Here is a 16,043-nt window from a genome sequence, read left to right as displayed (position 1 = left end):
CCCGTCCGCAGCGTGCGGCCTTCAGCGGCGAGAGGCTGTGCGGCGAAAAAAAAGAGCGGACCCGGTGGGGCCCACTCCCGAACCGCAGCCTCGCGACTGCCATCAGAACTGTTGCAAATCAGATAGCCGCGGCTCGTGGAAAGTTCAAGACCGTTTCGGCGCATGGGGCGTGCGACTGTCACGGGCCGATGGTATTCTGACCTTCATGCTGACCGGTCTCCTCGCTCTCACGATCGCGGCGCTGTTCACGGGTGCGGCCCTCTACATCAACATCGTCGAGCAGCCCGCCCGCCTGGCCCTGGATGATCGCGCGCTACTGACGGAGTGGAAGCCGGCCTATAGGCGCGGCTTCGCGCTGCAGGCACCGCTGGCGGTGATCGGCTTCCTGCTCGGGACCGCGGCGTGGTGGACGAGCGGCTGCGCCGGCTTCCTGGCCGGCGCGGTACTCATGCTGGCGAACTGGCCCTGGACGATTCTGGCGATCCTGCCGACGAACCGGATCCTGATGGCGACCGCACCGGAGGCGGCGGACGGCGCCACCCGTGCTTTGATCGGGCGGTGGAACGTCCTCCACGCGGTGCGCTCGGCACTCGGCGCTGCGGCCGCCGCCTGCTTCCTCTGGGCGCTCGCCTGACGGCGCTCAGGCCGTGGCGCTCCTCGGCACCCGCCCCTCCAGCGGGTAGGCCGGATCGTTGTAGCCGGGCGTCGTCGGGTGGCCGGCGGCCACGAACCCGTCGACCAGCGCCTCATCCTCCGGGGTGAAGGCGTAGTCGAGGGCGCCGAGATACTCCTGCCACTGCGCCTCGGTCCGCGGCCCCGCGATGACGCCGGTGACGAGGCGGTTGTTCAGCACCCAGGCGGTGGCGAACTGGCCGGCCGTGATGCCCCGCGCCTCGGCATGCTCCTTGAGCGTCCGGGCGATGCGCAGGGATTCCGGCCGCCACTCGGTCTGCATCATCCGGGTGTCCTGGCGGCCGGCGCGGGACTCGGCCGGCGGCGGCGCGTCGGGATCGTACTTGCCGGTGAGCACGCCGCGGGCGAGCGGCGAGTACGGCACGACGCCGAGCCCGAAATGGGCGCAGGCCGGCAGGTGCTCGGTCTCGGGCATGCGGTTGAAGGCGTTGTAATAGGGCTGGCTCACCACCGGCCGGTCGATCCCGTTCTCGTCGCACAGGCGGCAGATCTCGGCGACCCGCCAGGAGCGGTGGTTCGAGACGCCGAAATGCCGGATCTTGCCGGCGCGGACGAGGTCGGCCATCGCCCGCACCGTCTCGGCCAGCGGCGTGTCGTGGTCCTCCTTGTGGAGGTAGTAGATGTCGATGAAGTCGGTCCCGAGCCGGCGCAGGCTGTCCTCGGCGGCCTTCATCACGTGGACCCGCGAGAGGCCGCGGTCGTTGGCACCCTGCCCGGTCGGGTTGGCGACCTTGGTGGCCAGGATCCAGGCGTCGCGCTCGGCCTTGATCGCCCGGCCGGTGATCTCCTCCGAGCGGCCCTCCGTGTAGACGTTGGCCGTGTCGATGAAGTTGATCCCCGCCTCGCGGGCACTGCCGACGATCCGGCCGGCCGTCGCCTCGTCTGTGGGGCCGCCGAACATCATCGTGCCGAGGCAGATCGGCGAGACCTTGAGGCCGGAGCGGCCGAGTTTGCGGTACTGCATGGGATCCATCCGGTGTCCGTCACCACGCTAATTCGCCGCGCGGACGCTGAGGTCAACCACCACGTGTAACCTGACTGTGACCGCGGCGAACCGACCCGTGCCGGCACGATACGGCCGGGCGATCGTTCTCGCCCGGAGCAAACCGCCGCCCGCCTCCCTCACGAGCGCCCTGTTCGAGACCATGATCGACCGCCTGGCCGTCCCCCTCCCCTGGCTCGACCGGGCCGGCCGCATCTCCTGGCTGAAGCTTGCGGTGTTCCTCGCCTGCATCGCGCCCGCCCTGTATCTCGCCGCCGCCTACCGGCTCGATGCGCTCGGCGCGAAGCCGATCACGGCGCTGATCCACGCCACCGGCGAGTGGGCGGTGCGCTTCCTGCTGTTCTCCCTGGCGATCTCGCCGCTGCGCCGCATCGCCGACTGGCCGAAGGTCCTGGTCGTCCGGCGGATGCTCGGCATCACCGTGATGGCCTACGCGGTGGCCCACCTCACCCTCTACGCGGTCGACCAGAACCTGATCCTGACCAAGGTCGTCTCGGAGATCGCGCTCCGGCTCTACCTGACGATCGGCTTCGTGGCGCTGATCGGCCTGATCGCCCTGGGCCTGACCTCCACGGACGCGGCGATCCGCAACCTCGGCCCGAACTGGAACCGGCTGCACCGGCTCGTCTACACGATCGCCGTGCTGGCCCTGGTCCACTACTTCCTGCAATCGAAGATCGACGTCACCGATCCGGTCTTCTCCGCCGGGCTGTTCCTGCTGCTGATGGGCTGGCGGGTGATGCGGCGCTTCCGATGGCCGGAGCGGCCCTGGTCGCTGCTCCTGCTCGCGGTCCTCGCCGCGCTCGCGACCGCAGGGCTGGAGGCGGCGTGGTACGGTCTCGCCAGCGGCGTCCCGGCGAACCTCGTGCTCGCGGCCAACCTGGATTTCTCCGGCCCGATCCGGCCCGCCTGGTGGGTGCTGGCGGTCGGGCTGGTGCTGCCGGTCGTGGCGCTGGTGCGGGGTCCGAGCCCGCGCGCGGCCGGGCCGGCGCCGCGCAGACGGCCGGCCTCTCCGCCCCGCCGGGAGCCCGCGCGCGAGGCCGCGGGAGAGCCCTTGTCGCCGCGGGCCTGATGCCGCAGAACCCGCTCCCGGTCCCCGCCGCCGGCGGCCCCGGGCCCAGCGGAGCTTCCAAGACGCCATGCGCGGCACGCTTCTTCTGATCGCGGGCTTGCTCGCGCCGACCGTCGCCCTCGCGGCGCCGCCCGCGAAGCCGGCCGCCAAGGCGGCGCCCGCCGCGACGGCCCAGACGGCCCCCGCGCCGGCTGCCGCATCCTGCACGCCGCCCGAGCCGCCGCCGGCCGCTGCCCGGCCGACCAAACCGGCGCTGCCGGCCAAGCCCGCCTGCCTCGACACCAAGGAAGGCTGCCCAGGCTGGGAGGCCTACAGCTACAACGACGCGATCAAGGCCTACAATCTGCAGGCGCAAGCCTTCCGGCCGATCGCCGAGGCCTACCTGCAGAAGCTCAGCGCCTACGTGAAGGCGAGTTCGGAATACGCCCAGTGCGAGGTCAACGCGCTGCAGAACTAGCCGGCTGAACGGCAGCCGACATCGCCGCACGGGGGCGGTTCAGGCAATCCGGCGCAATCTCCGGTGACGATGGCCGCGATCCCCGCGCGCCCGATCAAGCCGAGGCCCCCGTGCCCGCTCGTCGTCTCCTCGTACGCACCGGCTTCTGCGCCCTGCTCCTCGCCGCCGGCCCGGCGCTGGCCGCCGATTTCGACGGCCCCTATCCGCCGCGCCCCTACGGCGGCCCCGCTCAGGAGGACGAACCCGAGAGCCGCCCGCCGCCGCCACTCCGACCTGAACCGGAATTTCGAGGACCCCGCTTCACCGCGGCGCCCCCAGAAGCCTGCCGGGAATTCGTACGCCGGCGGTTCGATCCGGATGGCGCGCCGGTGCTGCGCCGGGTGCGGGTTTGCGACGAACCAGTGGTCGACCGTGGGCCGCCGCCCCCTCTGCCCCCGGAGGACATCCCGCCCCGTCCCTGGGGCGGCCCCCGTTGGTAGGTCCCGCCTGATCCAGGCCGCGGTCGACGTTCCGGCGTCGCCGTCCGTGCGAGCGGAGCGAAGCTATTCGGGAGAGCGGCGGTCGCGTGCCCCCATTCTCATCGCGCTCCGTCCGTGATGACGGAGCGCGATGCATCAACCGACGGCCTCGACTCGAAGCCGGCTCAGATGCGGACCGGCGCCTTCTTGAGCGCGGCCGCGAAGGCCTTGAGCTGGCGGTTCAGATCCGCCAGTTCGTTCAGCGCGATGGTCTTGTGGCCGTCGCGGACCGCGCGCTCGATATCCTCGACCTGCAGGTCGGCGAGGCGGCGGATGGCGGTGGCGACTTGTTGTCGGGTCATCGATTCGAGCGTCTCGTCCGAGCGTCCTGGCGGGCCTCAACGGACGGCCGTCTTGCGGCCGTCGACACGTTTCGGTGATAGGCCGGTAGGCTTAACCGTTGGTGTCCGAGGCCCCGCCGTGCACAGGGGATCAGGCCCTGGCCGAGGCCCTAACGGCGCTCGCGCATCTCGGTCCGGCGCATCGGCATCGCGTCGATCGTGGCGAACAGCCGCTGCGGCGCGAGCGGCGCCGCTTCGGTGATCTTGGTGCCTCCGTCCTTGCCGATCAGGACCGCGCGGAAGCTGTCCGCGGGGAGGCCGAGGCGCTCGCGCAGGGCCCGCGCCTCCGCCCCGGAACCGACCGCTTCCAGCACCACGAGGTCGCGCTCGGCGACGCCGGCGCGGACCGAGGCCAGCGCGGCCCGCTGCGCTCGGAGCTGCGCGTCCCCGGAATCGGGCGCCGACAGGACCAGCACCCGCGCCCGGTCGCGATAACCGTCGAGGGGACCGGCCAGGGCAGCCCCCGCCGCCATGGCGGCCATCGCCGCCAGCCCGAGGCCGAGTGCCGTTTCCCGCATGCCGCCGCTCCGCGCTTCCGAGCCGGGACAACGCGCGATCCTCGCATGAGATCGCGCCTATGCGTTTGCCGCCGAGGCCGGGCGCCCCAGATCGGAGGCAGCCAGTCTCCGGGAGTCCGCCATGACCACCGCCATGAACCGCCGCATCGTCCTGGCCTCGCGCCCGCACGGCGAGCCGCGGCCCGAGAATTTCCGCCTGGAAGAGGTACCGGTGCCGCAGCCCGGACCCGGCCAGGTCCTCCTGCGCACCCGCTGGCTGTCCCTGGACCCCTACATGCGCGGCCGGATGAGCGACGCGAAATCCTACGCGGCCCCCGTGGAGATCGGCGCGCCGATCACCGCCGAGACCGTGGGCGAGGTCGTCGCCTCGAACCATCCGGACCATGCCGTCGGCGACCTGCTGACCGCCTTCGCGGGCTGGCAGGATTACTGCGTCACGGACGGCAAGGGCTCGCGCAAGGTCGATCCCGCCGTCGCCCCGCCCTCGACGGCGCTCGGCGTCCTCGGGATGCCGGGCATGACCGCCTACACGGGCCTGCTCAACATCGGCCAGCCGAAAGCCGGCGAGACGGTCGTGGTGGCCGCCGCCGCCGGTCCGGTGGGATCGCTCGTCGGACAGATCGCCAAGCTGAAGGGCGCTCGCGCGGTCGGGATCGCGGGCGGTCCGGACAAATGCCGCTACCTCACCGAGGAACTCGGCTTCGACGCCGCTGTCGACCACCGCGGCGCCGACCTGCCCGGGGCCCTCGCGGCCGCCTGCCCCAAGGGCATCGACGTCTATTTCGAGAATGTCGGCGGCGCCGTCTTCGCCGCCGTGATGCCGCTGCTCAACCCCTTCGCGCGGATCCCGGTCTGCGGCCTCGTCTCAGCCTACAACGCCACCGAGGTCCCGCCCGGCCCCGACCGCCTGCCCGGCCTGATGCGCTCGGTCCTGACCAACCGGCTGCACATCCAGGGCTTCATCGTCTGGGACTTCGCCGCGCAGGCGGAGACGTTCCGCCAGGAGGTCGGCGCCTGGATCCAGGAGGGCCGGGTCCGGTACCGCGAGGACGTGGTCCAGGGGCTGGAGAACGCCCCGGAAGCATTCATCGGCCTGTTGAAAGGCCGGAATTTCGGCAAGCTGGTCGTGCGGGTTTCATAACCCCAGCTTGCTGCCGAATTGGAACGGATGTAGAACAAACAAATCCGGCGGCGCTGCGGAAAGCGGGCACAAGCCCGTCCCGCAGGTTGCCGCTCCGGAGGCCCGGGCGCATGGTTCGCGCGCCGCCGGGCAAATGCCCTGTGAGATCCGTACGGTCAGGAGAGAGCGATGGCGGGCAGCGTCAACAAGGTAATTCTGGTGGGCAATCTCGGGCGGGACCCTGAGATGCGCCGCCTCGGCTCGGGCGATCCGGTGTGCAACCTGCGCCTCGCCACCTCCGAGTCGTGGAAGGACAAGGCGACCGGCGAGCGCAAGGAGAAGACCGAGTGGCACTCGGTCGTGATCTACAACGACAACCTCGCCCGCGTCGCCGAGCAGTACCTGCGCAAGGGCTCGAAGGTCTACATCGAGGGCCAGCTCCAGACCCGGAAGTGGACCGACAATTCCGGTGTCGAGAAGTACACCACCGAGGTGGTGCTCCAGCGTTTCCGCGGCGAGATGACGATCCTCGACGGGCGCGGCGGCGGCGGCGACTTCGCCGGCGAGGACGAGGGCGGCGGCCAGATCAGCCGCGGCGGCGATCGCGGTGGTGACCGGGGCGGCGATTTCGGCGGCGGCCGCGCCCAGGGCGGCGATCGGCGTCCGGCTCCGGCCTCCTCGGGCGGCGGTGGCGGCGGCAGCCGCGGCGGCTACGACCTCGACGACGACATCCCGTTCTAGGCCCGTCGCCGGGTCCGGGAATCACCGAACCCGCCGCCTTGCGCGGCGGGTTTCTTGTTGGGGCCCATGCCGGTGCGGCCGGCGCGTCAGATCCGGTAGGATCGCCGGGACTCGGCGCGATGCGTGAGCAAGCGGATCAGGCCGAAGCCGAGGAGCCCCGTCGCGCCGGCTAGGATGAAGGCCGGCCGAACCCCGGTCCGAACCGCGGCTCGATCGAGCGCCACCTCCAGCCCGCCGGCTATGTTGGCGACCAGCGGCACGACCTGTGTGTCGAGGAACAGCTTCGGCGCCGATGGGCCCGACGGCTTCTTCAGCAAGTAGTCCCGGCCGATCACCAAGCTAACCTCCGTTAAGTTCATCGTATTTCCGCGAACAAAGCGCTGTGGCCGCGGTTTCGATGGAGAACGCCGCGATGCAGCCGGTGTATCCCGCGACTGCAACGGCCCGGAGATCGCCCCTTGGACAAGCCCGAATTCAAGCCGTATGCCCTCCCCGCGGGCGGGTGGGGCTCCGCCCTCTCGGTCGGCAACATCCTGAAGCGCGAGGGTGTTCTGGCGAGCGTGCCGGTCGTGCTGAGCCGGCACAACAAGGTCGACGGCTACCAGTGCAACAGCTGCGCCTGGGTGAAGCCGGCGAGCCCGCTGCCGTTCGAGTATTGCGAGAACGGCGTGAAGGCCGTGGCCTGGGAGCTGACCGCGCACCGCTGCACGCCGGACTTCTTCGCCACCCACACGGTCACCGAGCTGCTCGACTGGGACGATTACCAGCTTGAGCAGACCGGCCGCCTGACGCATCCGCTGCGCTACGATGCGGCGACCGACAAGTACGTCCCGGTCTCCTGGGGCCACGCCGTCGAGGAGATCGCCCACGAGCTCCGCGCCGTCGAGGACCGGAAGAAGGGTACCGTGTTCTACAGCTCGGGCCGCCTCTCGAACGAGGCGAGCTACCTCTATCAGCTCTTCGCGCGGCTCTACGGCAACAACAACCTGCCGGACTCGTCCAACATGTGCCACGAGACGACCTCGGTGGCGCTGCCGGTGAGCATCGGCCAGGCGGTCGGCTCCGTGTCGCTCGACGATTTCGGCAAGTCCGACTGCATCATGTTCTTCGGGCAGAACCCCGGCAGCAACGCCCCGCGGATGCTGCACCCCCTGCAGGAGGCGAGCCGGCGCGGCGTCCCAATCATCACCTACAACCCGCTCCGCGAGCGGGGCCTGGAGCGGTTCCTGAACCCGCAATCGCCCACCGAGATGCTCACCGGCAAGGCGACGCGGATCAGCTCGCAGTACCATCAGGTCAAGGCGGGGGGCGATCTCGCCGCCATCGCGGGCATCTGCAAGGCAGTCCTCGCCGCCCATGACGCCGCGAAGGCCAAGGGCGGCTCGGTCCTCGACGAAGCCTTCATCCGCGACAACACGAGCGGCTTCGAGACCTTCGCCGACTGGCTGCGCGCCCAGGACTGGGACGAGCTCGAGCGCCGCGCGGGCCTGCATCGCGCCGACATGGAATCCACCGCCCACGTCTACTGCCATTCGCAGGCGGTCATCGGCGTCTACGGCATGGGGCTGACCCAGCACCGGGCCGGTGTCGAGACCGTGCAGATGCTGGTCAACCTCCTGCTCATGCGCGGCAATATCGGCCGCCAGGGCGCCGGGATCTGCCCGATCCGGGGCCATTCCAACGTGCAGGGGCAGCGCACGATGGGCATCACCGAGAAGCCCGAGCTGTTCGATCTGGACAGGCTGGGGCAGCAGTTCAACTTCGAGCCGCCGCGCGAGGCGGGCTACAACACCGTCGAGGCCTGCGAGGCAATCCTGCGGGACGAGGTCCAGGCCTTCATCATGCTGGGCGGCAACTTCGCCCGCGCCATCCCCGACCATGGCCAGATGGAGCCTGCACGGCGCCGCCAGCGGCTGACGGTCAACGTGATCACCAAGCTCAACCGCACCGCGCTGCTGCCGGGTGCCATCAGCTACATCCTGCCGGTGGTCAGCCGCCTGGAGATCATCGAGACCGCGAAGGGCCAGCAGGTACTCTCCATGGAGGACACCTCGGCCTGCGTGCACGGCAACCGCGGCGTGCGGCGCCCGGCCTCGCCGCACCTGATCGGCGAGATCCGGCTGATCTGCGAATTGGCGCAGCGGGTGCTCGACCCCAACCCGCGCGTGCGCTGGGACCTCTACAGCGACGATTATGCCGAGATCCGGAAGGAGATCGGCGAGACCCTGCCGGCTTCGTTCTGGGATTACGAGCGGCGCATGTGGGAGCCGGGCGGCTTCCAGCGTGACCTGCCGGCGAATCGGCGAGACTGGCACACGGAATCGGGCCGGGCCAACTTCATCACGCCGACCGGGCTCGACGAGGACGCCGACATGCCCGGCGTCGGGCACGACGTCCTGCGCCTGATGACGCTCCGCAGCAACGACCAGTTCAACACCACGGTCTACGGCTATTACGACCGGTTCCGGGGCATCAAGAACACGCGGAAGGTCGTGCTGATGAACCGGTCGGATATCGACCGGCTCGGGCTCAAGATCGGGCAGCCCGTGACGCTGCGGACGGTGGCCGATGACGGCGTCGATCGGAAGCTCTCGGGGCTGCTCGTCGTGGCGTACGACATCCCGATCGGCTGCATCGGCGGCTATTATCCGGAATGCAATGTCCTGATGCCGATCTGGCACTACGCCATCGGCAGCAAGACCCCGGCTGCCAAGACGATTCCCGTGACGGTGCACGCCGACAGCGACAAGGTCCTGGCACCGGAGCTGGAATACGCCACCGGCTGAGCCACCGGACCTCACCGGCTGCGGATTGTGCGAGACCCATTGGAACGGATACTGGTTTTCGGACATGTTAGACCCGTTATCGGTCCGGATATCCGCTGCCTTGTCGCACCGCCTCATCCGCAAGCTGGCCTACGGCGCCGTTCTCTCGGAGGAGGACCGCGCCGGCCTGATGCACATGATCCGGCACACCCGCGCCGTCGAGGCGCGGCACAGCCTCGTCCGCGAGGGGGAATCGATCCCGCGGGTCCTCGTCATGCTGGACGGATGGGCCTGCCGCTCGAAGCTGCTGGCCAGCGGCCACCGCCTGATCACCGACCTGATCCTGCCCGGCGAGATCAGCCACGTGCAGTCGAACCTGCTCGGCTATGCCGATCACTCGGTGACCACCTTGACCGCGGGCGTGGTCGCCGAGATCAACCCTGCCGAGATCCCGGGGGCGCTGGAGCGCTGGCCGGGCCTCGCGCGGGCCGTACGCTGGTCGACGCTCCAGACCGACAGCCTCCTGCGTCAGGCCCTGATCAACAACGGGCGGCGCCTCGCGGCCCCGCGCATCGCCCACCTGATCTGCGAGGTGCGCGCCCGGCTGCAGGCCGTGGACGAACCCGTCGAGCGCGGCTTCGACTGGCCGCTGACGCAGGACGACCTCGCCGACGTGACCGGAATGACGCCCGTCCACGCCAACCGGTCGCTGCGGGTTCTGCGGGACAACGGCCTGATCCTGCTGGAAAGGCGCCGGATGCATGTTCCGGATCCGGATCAAATGGCGGCCTATTGCGAGTTCCGGCCCGACTACCTGCACCACGCTCATGCTCCCTCGAATCCGGTGCGCTGAGGCCATGCCGCTGTTCTTCTTCCACCTGCGTACCCCCCGCGGTCTGGAGCGCGACGCATTCGGCCTCGACCGGCCGAGTGTGGAAGCGGCCTATCTGGAAGCCTGCCGGACGATTCCGGACCTGTGCGTCGACCTCCTGAACGAGGGCACGGCGCCGCTGGCCTGCGCGTTCCTGATCTGCGGTGCGGACGGCACCGAGCTGATCGAGGTGCCGTTCAACGAGCAGCTGCACGACGGGCGCAGGCCCGGACGGCCCGATCCGGTCCCGGAGCAGCTCGCCTGCCTGGCGGAGGTCCGGAAGGGGCGGCGGCTGGTCGCTGAGATGCGAGCCCAAATCGCCGAGATGCGCGCCAGCGCGGCCGAGATGCGGGCTGCGGCGCGGCGGGTCTGCCCGAGCATCGAAGCGGCGGGTCCGGCCGAGGTCTAGCCGCTTGACCCGCACCCGGCCGGAGCGATGCAGCCCGATCCCTGTGAATGACCGCTTCAAACACGGCTTCACGCCGGAACGGCGATCCGGCCGGCACGTTGACCGGCGCCATCCGCTTGCGGTCACCTCGTCTCACACATCCTGTCAGAGCGAATCGGGTCACGAATGGTCGGTCAGCCACCAGGGTTCGGAAAGGCTGAGCCGCCGGACGACGGTCCGGCGGGGAGTACCGGAACGGGTCCGGCGCAGGGAACCGCGGAGGCGGCGGCCCTGAGCGCGAGCTTCAAGCGGTTCGCCGACGTCGTGCCCCTGATGATGTGGCGTTCCGACGAGAACGGTAACGCGATCCACCACAACGAGTGCTGGCTGGAATTCACCGGGCGGCCCCTCGAGGCGGAACTCGGCCTCGGCTGGCGCAGCGGACTGCATCCTGAGGATTTCGAGCGGCACGCCAAGGTTGTCGCGGACGCCTTCGAGGCGCAGCAGCCCTTCACCGTCGAGTTCCGGCTCCGCCGGCACGACGGCGAGTACCGCTGGCTGCTCGACACCGCCCGCCCCCTCGTGGAGGACGGTCGGTTCCAGGGCTATCTGGGCTCCTGCTTCGACATCACCGACCGCAAGCACGCGGAGGAGCATATCGAGCACGCGCTGGCCGAGAAGGAGGCGCTGCTCGCGGAGGTCTACCATCGCGTCCGCAACAATCTGCAGGTGATGGTCAGCCTGATCGGCCTCTACGGCCGGGCGGCGCCGGATCCCTGCCGCGGCAGCTTCGAGGCCCTGGGCCAGCGGGTCCGGGCGATCGCGCTGGTGCAGCAGCACCTGCACGAAGCGCCGCATATCGCGTCGATCGACCTCAAGGACTATCTGCACCGCCTCGCCTCGGGGCTCGGGCAGCTCCGGCGGGCCGGGCGGATCAGCGTCCAGGTCGGCGGATCGGGGAACGGTCTGGTCGAGCCGCGGATCGCCAATGCCCTCGGCATGATCGTCGCGGAGATCGTGGCCGAGTGCCTCGACGCCACCGCCGAGCACGTCGCCTGCTCGATCACCATCGACATGGAGGCCGCAGGCGACGAACCCCTGAGCCTGGCGATTGTCTCCGGGGTGAGCGAGATGGCCGCGTCCGGCCGGCCGAACGTGCCGAAGCTCGGGCCACGCCTGATCGCCGCCTACGCGGCGCAGGCCGAGATCGTCGTCCAGGGCGATGCCAGCCCGGCCGATCCCCTGCGCCTCACCTTGCCGACGCCGCGTCCCGGCGCGCAATGACCACCCGCGGCGCAGCGCCCTGTCGCCACACCGGCACGGGCGGCCTATAGCGGCGCAGATCACTCCGGATCCGGCCGAGCATGCTTCCCCCGATCGACACCATCATCGAGAATTTCGAGATCGCCGAAGACGACGATATGCGGCTCGAGTACCTGATCGAGCTCGGCCGTGCCCTGCCGCCCATGCCCGAGGCGGAGCGGACCGAGACCAACCGTGTCCACGGCTGCGAGAGCCAGGTCTGGATCGACACGAAGGCGGAGCCGTCGGGCGGGACGCCGCGCCTCGTCCTGCACGGCTTCAGCGACTCGTTCATCGTCCGCGGTTTCGTCGCGCTGATGGTGGCGCTCTACACCGGCAAGACGCCGCAGGAAGCCGCCGAGACGGACGGCCTGGACCTGTTCCGGCAGTTGCGCTTCGGCGCCCACGTGACCTCGAAGCGCTCGAACGGCGTGCGGGCGATGGCAGAGCGCATCCACCGCGACGCGGTCCGGCTCGCCGCGGAGACCTGAGTAGCCGCGCCGTCCTTGCGGGCGAGGCGGCTCGGAGCGGCGCCCTGATGCAGACCGTAGCGCCGACAGGGCCCTTTCACCCGCGCCACAGCCGCAATCGCCCGCGCTCAGGCCCGGTGGCCTCCCGCTCCAGGCCATAATGCTCGGCGAGCCGCCCGAGGGCGATGCGGGCCACGACCTTGGCCGACCGGGCCGGCCAGCGCCGCTCCGCCTCGATCCGCTCCAAGCCCTTCAGGAATCCGCACAGGTCGATCAGCAGGCCCGACAGGTCGCTTCCGACCGCGTCGAGAGCGCCGCGCACGCGTTGCCGGGCCGCGATCACGTGATCCGCCGCGGAGGCCGGGTCGCGTGGGCCGGCGCCATCGACGCGCGGGGCGCCGAACGCGCTTCCCATGCGCGGCAGCAGTGCCGCCGTGGTCATGTCCCGGCGCAACCGCTCTCCCGCCTCGAAGGAGGCCGCGTCGATCAGCGGCGTCCCGTCCCGGTCCCGTCGGCGCATCATCCAGGACAGGGGATTCTCCGAAGCGTTGCGCAAGATCGGCTCCGAACCGCCTTCCACCACGGTGAGGTCATGGTGCTGCGCCGGGAAAGCCATGTCGCCCGGCATGGCCTGCCGCCGCAGCCGCGCCCGGCCGGCAGCCGTGATCGTCAGCTGTGTGCCGGCGGCATTCCATGCCGCCAGATCGGCGGCCGCGAGGATTCGGCCCGACGCCGTCGCGAAGCGTCCGCTGCCGATCGAGACCCCGTCGCCCCCTCGCCGAGCCACCAGTGCATCCTCGACGAGCGGATCGGGCCGCGCGTAAGCGCCGGCCTCACCGAGCCGCGCCAGCAGGCGGGCCGCCTCGGCCGGCAGGTCGCTCGAAGCGGCACGTTCCCGCTCCGGAATTACGGTCTTGGCAGGCTTATCCTTGACCTTTTTGTTCATGTTTTGTTCCAACGGTGCTAAGCCGGATGCGCGAGACCCTGATCTTCTCAGGAAAACTCAGCTCGTCAAGGTATATTTACCTACAACCCACAGCTATTTCGAGCCCGACTGTGACCGCCGCGTCGGCGGACGATAGAGCACATCGGCAATCTCATCTTCCGACTTGCCGCGAACCGCGTAGCCCATCGCCTCGAACCGCTCGATCAGCGCCGCGCTGGTCGCCGCGGACCGCGCCGCCCATTTCGCGAGCAGGTCGTTCACCTGCTCCAGATCCGCCTCGGGGTGATCGTCCTGCGGATCAGGGGTCGCGACCATGTCGGCACCTCGGCGTCGATCGGCGGCCGTGATCGTCGCCACAGCCCGCGGTTCAACGCCCGAGGTTGTCACGGGCTCCCGATAAGCGGCCGGCGTTTGTGAGTCCGCGGCGGCGCCGGCGGGCTCGGGATCCGGAGGCAGCGAACGTGCGCAGGCTGACAGCGTCAGCAAGCCCGGATTCCGGGTTCCGCGGCGCCGTCTTGGAATGACCGGGCGATCCGCACGGGACTCCGCGTCTCCCATCTTCCTCGGCGGCACACGCGTCGAGCCCCGGTCCTGCGCCCCTGGTGCCTTGCATCGCGGCGCCCGGCGGGACACATCCCCTCACCCGGATGTGTGGGGATCTGACGGAGAGACGATGACGGAGATCGGCCACGGCTTGCACGCTCAAACCATCAGCGCGCCGGTCGCCGAAGCCCGGCCGCGGCGCTTCAGCGTCCACGGGCAGGAGGTCACCGACCCTTACGCGTGGCTGAAGGCCGAGAACTGGCAGACGGTCCTCAAGGACCCGGCCGCCCTCCCCGAGGATATCGCCGCCTACCTCAAGGCCGAGAACGCCTTCTCCGAAGCGGCGCTCGCCGGGACCGCGGCCTTGCGCCAGACCCTGGTCGCCGAGATGCGCGGACGCATCCAGGAGGACGAGAGCGGCGTACCGGAGCCCGACGGGCCGTTCGCCTACTACACCCGCCACCGGGAGGGCGGGCAGCACCCGCTGGTCTGCCGGCGGCCGGTGACCGCGCCGGACGTGCCCGAATCCGGGCCGGATCCGGACGAGACCATCCTCATCGACGGCGATCGCGAGGGCGAAGGGCTGCCGTTCTTCGAGATCGCCGCCGCGGTCCATTCCGACGATCACACCCGGCTGGCCTGGAGCGTCGACACCAAGGGCTCCGAACTCTACACGATCCGGGTGCGCGACCTCGCCACCGGCCTCGACAGCGACGACCGCGTCGACGCGACCTCCGGCGAGGCGGTCTGGGCCGGGGACGGGGAGAGCTTCTGGTACGTGGCGGTGGACGCCAATCACCGGCCCGCCAAGGTCATGCGCCACCGCCTCGGCACGCCGCAGAGCGCGGACGAGACCCTCTACACGGAGGCCGATGCCGGCTACTTCGTGCATATCGGCAAGACCCAGTCCGGCGCGTTCCTCGACGTGACGGCGAGCGACCACGAGACGTCCGAGGTCCGGCTGCTCGACCGCCACGCGGAGGGCGCACGCTTACGCCTCATCGAGCCGCGCACGCCGCTGCTGATCTACGGGGTGGAGCATCGCGGCGACCGGCTGTTCATCCGGACCAACGCCGACGGCGCCGAGGACTTCAAGATCGTCACCGCGCCCCTCGACGATCCGGGCCGCGCCACTTGGACCGACTTGGTGCCGCACCGGGCCGGTGTGATGATCCGGCACCTGCATGTGCTCGCCGGCCACCTGATCCGGCTGGAGATCGAGAACGCCGTGCCGCGGATCGTCGTGCGCGCCCTCGCCGACGACACCGAGCACACGGTTGCGTTCGACGAGGAGGCCTACTCCCTCGGCCTGCGCGCCGGGCTCGCCTTCGACACGGCGACGATCCGCTTCGTCTACTCGTCGATGACGACGCCGTCCGAGACCTGGGATTACGATTGCGCGAGCCGGACACGGACCTTGCGCAAGCGGCAGACGGTGCCGAGCGGGCACGATCCGGCCGCCTACGTGACCCGGCGGCTCTTCGCCACCGCGCCCGACGGCGAGCAGGTCCCGATCTCGCTGCTGCACCGGCGGGATCTCGCCCTCGACGGCAGCGCGCCGCTGCTGCTCTACGGCTACGGCTCCTACGGCACGTTGATGCCGGCGGCGTTCCGGACGAACCTGCTCAGCCTCGCCGACCGCGGCTTCGTCTACGCCATCGCGCATATCCGCGGCGGCACCGAGAAGGGCTGGCGCTGGTATCTCGACGGCAAGCGCGAGAAGAAGCCCAACACCTTCACGGACTTCATCGCCTGCGCGCGGGCGCTGATCGCGGCGCGCTACACCGCCGAGAAGCGCATCGTCGCCCATGGCGGCTCCGCGGGCGGGATGCTGATGGGGGCGGTGGCCAACCTCGCCCCGGAGCTGTTCGCCGGCATCGTCGCCGACGTGCCCTTCGCCGACGTGCTCAACACGATGCTGGACGCGGAGCTGCCCCTGACCCCGCCGGAATGGCCCGAATGGGGTAACCCGGGGGAGAGTGAGGCCGCCTTCCGGACGATCCTGTCGTACTCGCCCTACGACAACGTCGCCGCCAAGGAATACCCGGCGATCCTGGCGCTCGGCGGGCTCACCGACCCGCGGGTGACCTACTGGGAGCCGGCGAAGTGGGTCGCGCGGCTGCGGGCCACCATGACCGGCGGCGGGCCGGTGCTGCTGCGGATCAACATGGAGGCCGGCCATGGCGGCGCAGCCGGCCGGTTCGACCGACTCGAGGAGGTCGCGCTGATCTACGCCTTCGCGCTCATGGCGGTGGGGAAGGCGTAGAGTTCGAACGGCTCCCTGCGCAGTTCCAA

18 protein-coding genes are annotated in these 16,043 nt (G+C 70.2%); 12 read left to right on the top strand and 6 right to left on the bottom strand.

Annotation, left to right across the window (positions count from 1 at the left end; genetic code table 11):
- The first annotated feature begins 205 nt into the window (after window positions 1–205).
- The gene (locus M6G65_RS28965; protein WP_373323658.1) at window positions 206–634 is read left to right on the top strand and encodes an anthrone oxygenase family protein; all 429 of its coding nucleotides are present in this window, start codon (window positions 206–208) and stop codon (window positions 632–634) included.
- A gap of 6 nt (window positions 635–640) precedes the next feature.
- Here M6G65_RS28965 and M6G65_RS28960 read toward each other — a convergent pair whose 3' ends face one another.
- Complete coding sequence (locus tag M6G65_RS28960; RefSeq protein ID WP_238194708.1) at window positions 641–1,657, bottom strand: aldo/keto reductase; 1,017 nt, start codon at window positions 1,655–1,657, stop codon at window positions 641–643.
- A 181-nt stretch (window positions 1,658–1,838) separates the two neighbouring features.
- On the opposite strand from M6G65_RS28960, the gene msrQ reads away from it, so the two are divergent.
- The 3 genes from msrQ to M6G65_RS28945 all read left to right on the top strand — a co-directional run bounded on the left by msrQ (window position 1,839) and on the right by M6G65_RS28945 (window position 3,704).
- A complete protein-coding gene (gene msrQ / locus M6G65_RS28955) occupies window positions 1,839–2,768 on the top strand; it encodes a protein-methionine-sulfoxide reductase heme-binding subunit MsrQ (protein ID WP_238194934.1) in 930 nt (309 codons plus the stop codon).
- A gap of 67 nt (window positions 2,769–2,835) precedes the next feature.
- Entirely contained in the window at window positions 2,836–3,225 is a 390-nt protein-coding gene (locus tag M6G65_RS28950; protein ID WP_238194707.1) for a hypothetical protein, read from the top strand.
- 110 nt (window positions 3,226–3,335) lie between these two features.
- Complete coding sequence (locus tag M6G65_RS28945) at window positions 3,336–3,704, top strand: hypothetical protein (RefSeq protein WP_238194706.1); 369 nt, start codon at window positions 3,336–3,338, stop codon at window positions 3,702–3,704.
- A gap of 164 nt (window positions 3,705–3,868) precedes the next feature.
- Here the strand turns inward: M6G65_RS28945 and M6G65_RS28940 are convergent, their stop codons facing one another.
- Together M6G65_RS28940 and M6G65_RS28935 are read right to left on the bottom strand one after the other, a co-directional pair.
- A complete protein-coding gene (locus M6G65_RS28940; RefSeq protein WP_250103187.1) occupies window positions 3,869–4,045 on the bottom strand; it encodes a hypothetical protein in 177 nt (58 codons plus the stop codon).
- Between the two features lie 149 nt (window positions 4,046–4,194).
- Entirely contained in the window at window positions 4,195–4,602 is a 408-nt protein-coding gene (locus tag M6G65_RS28935; RefSeq protein ID WP_238194705.1) for a DUF4174 domain-containing protein, read from the bottom strand.
- Window positions 4,603–4,723: 121 nt separating this feature from the next.
- Here M6G65_RS28935 and M6G65_RS28930 point away from each other — a divergent pair, with 121 nt between their 5' ends.
- Window positions 4,724–5,743: an NADP-dependent oxidoreductase gene (locus tag M6G65_RS28930; RefSeq protein WP_238194704.1), complete on the top strand. Its 1,020-nt coding sequence runs from the start codon at window positions 4,724–4,726 to the stop codon at window positions 5,741–5,743.
- Window positions 5,744–5,911: 168 nt separating this feature from the next.
- On the top strand, window positions 5,912–6,463 hold the full coding sequence (ssb, locus tag M6G65_RS28925) for a single-stranded DNA-binding protein (protein ID WP_238194703.1): 552 nt from the start codon (window positions 5,912–5,914) through the stop codon (window positions 6,461–6,463).
- 86 nt (window positions 6,464–6,549) lie between these two features.
- On the opposite strand, the gene M6G65_RS28920 is transcribed toward ssb, so the two are convergent.
- Window positions 6,550–6,798, bottom strand: coding sequence for a hypothetical protein (locus tag M6G65_RS28920; protein WP_238194702.1), 249 nt, complete (start codon window positions 6,796–6,798; stop codon window positions 6,550–6,552).
- Window positions 6,799–6,921: 123 nt separating this feature from the next.
- Between M6G65_RS28920 and M6G65_RS28915 the strand changes: the two genes are divergently transcribed.
- From M6G65_RS28915 to M6G65_RS28895, 5 genes are all read left to right on the top strand, one after another.
- Window positions 6,922–9,249 carry an FdhF/YdeP family oxidoreductase gene (locus M6G65_RS28915; RefSeq protein WP_250103186.1) on the top strand — a complete coding sequence of 776 codons (2,328 nt, stop codon included), beginning with the start codon at window positions 6,922–6,924 and terminating at the stop codon, window positions 9,247–9,249.
- Window positions 9,250–9,349: 100 nt separating this feature from the next.
- Window positions 9,350–10,081, top strand: coding sequence for a Crp/Fnr family transcriptional regulator (locus M6G65_RS28910; protein WP_238194700.1), 732 nt, complete (start codon window positions 9,350–9,352; stop codon window positions 10,079–10,081).
- A gap of 4 nt (window positions 10,082–10,085) precedes the next feature.
- The gene (locus tag M6G65_RS28905) at window positions 10,086–10,508 is read left to right on the top strand and encodes a DUF6894 family protein (protein ID WP_238194699.1); all 423 of its coding nucleotides are present in this window, start codon (window positions 10,086–10,088) and stop codon (window positions 10,506–10,508) included.
- Between the two features lie 165 nt (window positions 10,509–10,673).
- Window positions 10,674–11,771 carry a sensor histidine kinase gene (locus M6G65_RS28900; RefSeq protein WP_238194698.1) on the top strand — a complete coding sequence of 366 codons (1,098 nt, stop codon included), beginning with the start codon at window positions 10,674–10,676 and terminating at the stop codon, window positions 11,769–11,771.
- 80 nt (window positions 11,772–11,851) lie between these two features.
- Window positions 11,852–12,280, top strand: coding sequence for a SufE family protein (locus tag M6G65_RS28895; RefSeq protein WP_250103185.1), 429 nt, complete (start codon window positions 11,852–11,854; stop codon window positions 12,278–12,280).
- A 76-nt stretch (window positions 12,281–12,356) separates the two neighbouring features.
- On the opposite strand, the gene M6G65_RS28890 is transcribed toward M6G65_RS28895, so the two are convergent.
- Both M6G65_RS28890 and M6G65_RS28885 read right to left on the bottom strand, forming a co-directional pair.
- Complete coding sequence (locus tag M6G65_RS28890; protein WP_238194696.1) at window positions 12,357–13,205, bottom strand: DUF6456 domain-containing protein; 849 nt, start codon at window positions 13,203–13,205, stop codon at window positions 12,357–12,359.
- 93 nt (window positions 13,206–13,298) lie between these two features.
- The gene (locus tag M6G65_RS28885; protein WP_238194933.1) at window positions 13,299–13,520 is read right to left on the bottom strand and encodes a hypothetical protein; all 222 of its coding nucleotides are present in this window, start codon (window positions 13,518–13,520) and stop codon (window positions 13,299–13,301) included.
- Between the two features lie 358 nt (window positions 13,521–13,878).
- On the opposite strand from M6G65_RS28885, the gene M6G65_RS28880 reads away from it, so the two are divergent.
- Window positions 13,879–16,014, top strand: coding sequence for a S9 family peptidase (locus tag M6G65_RS28880; RefSeq protein WP_250103184.1), 2,136 nt, complete (start codon window positions 13,879–13,881; stop codon window positions 16,012–16,014).
- The last annotated feature ends 29 nt before the right edge of the window (window positions 16,015–16,043 follow it).

This window comes from Methylobacterium tardum (genome assembly GCF_023546765.1).
GTDB lineage: Bacteria > Pseudomonadota > Alphaproteobacteria > Rhizobiales > Beijerinckiaceae > Methylobacterium > Methylobacterium tardum.
This window is presented reverse-complemented; position numbering and strand designations above follow the sequence as displayed.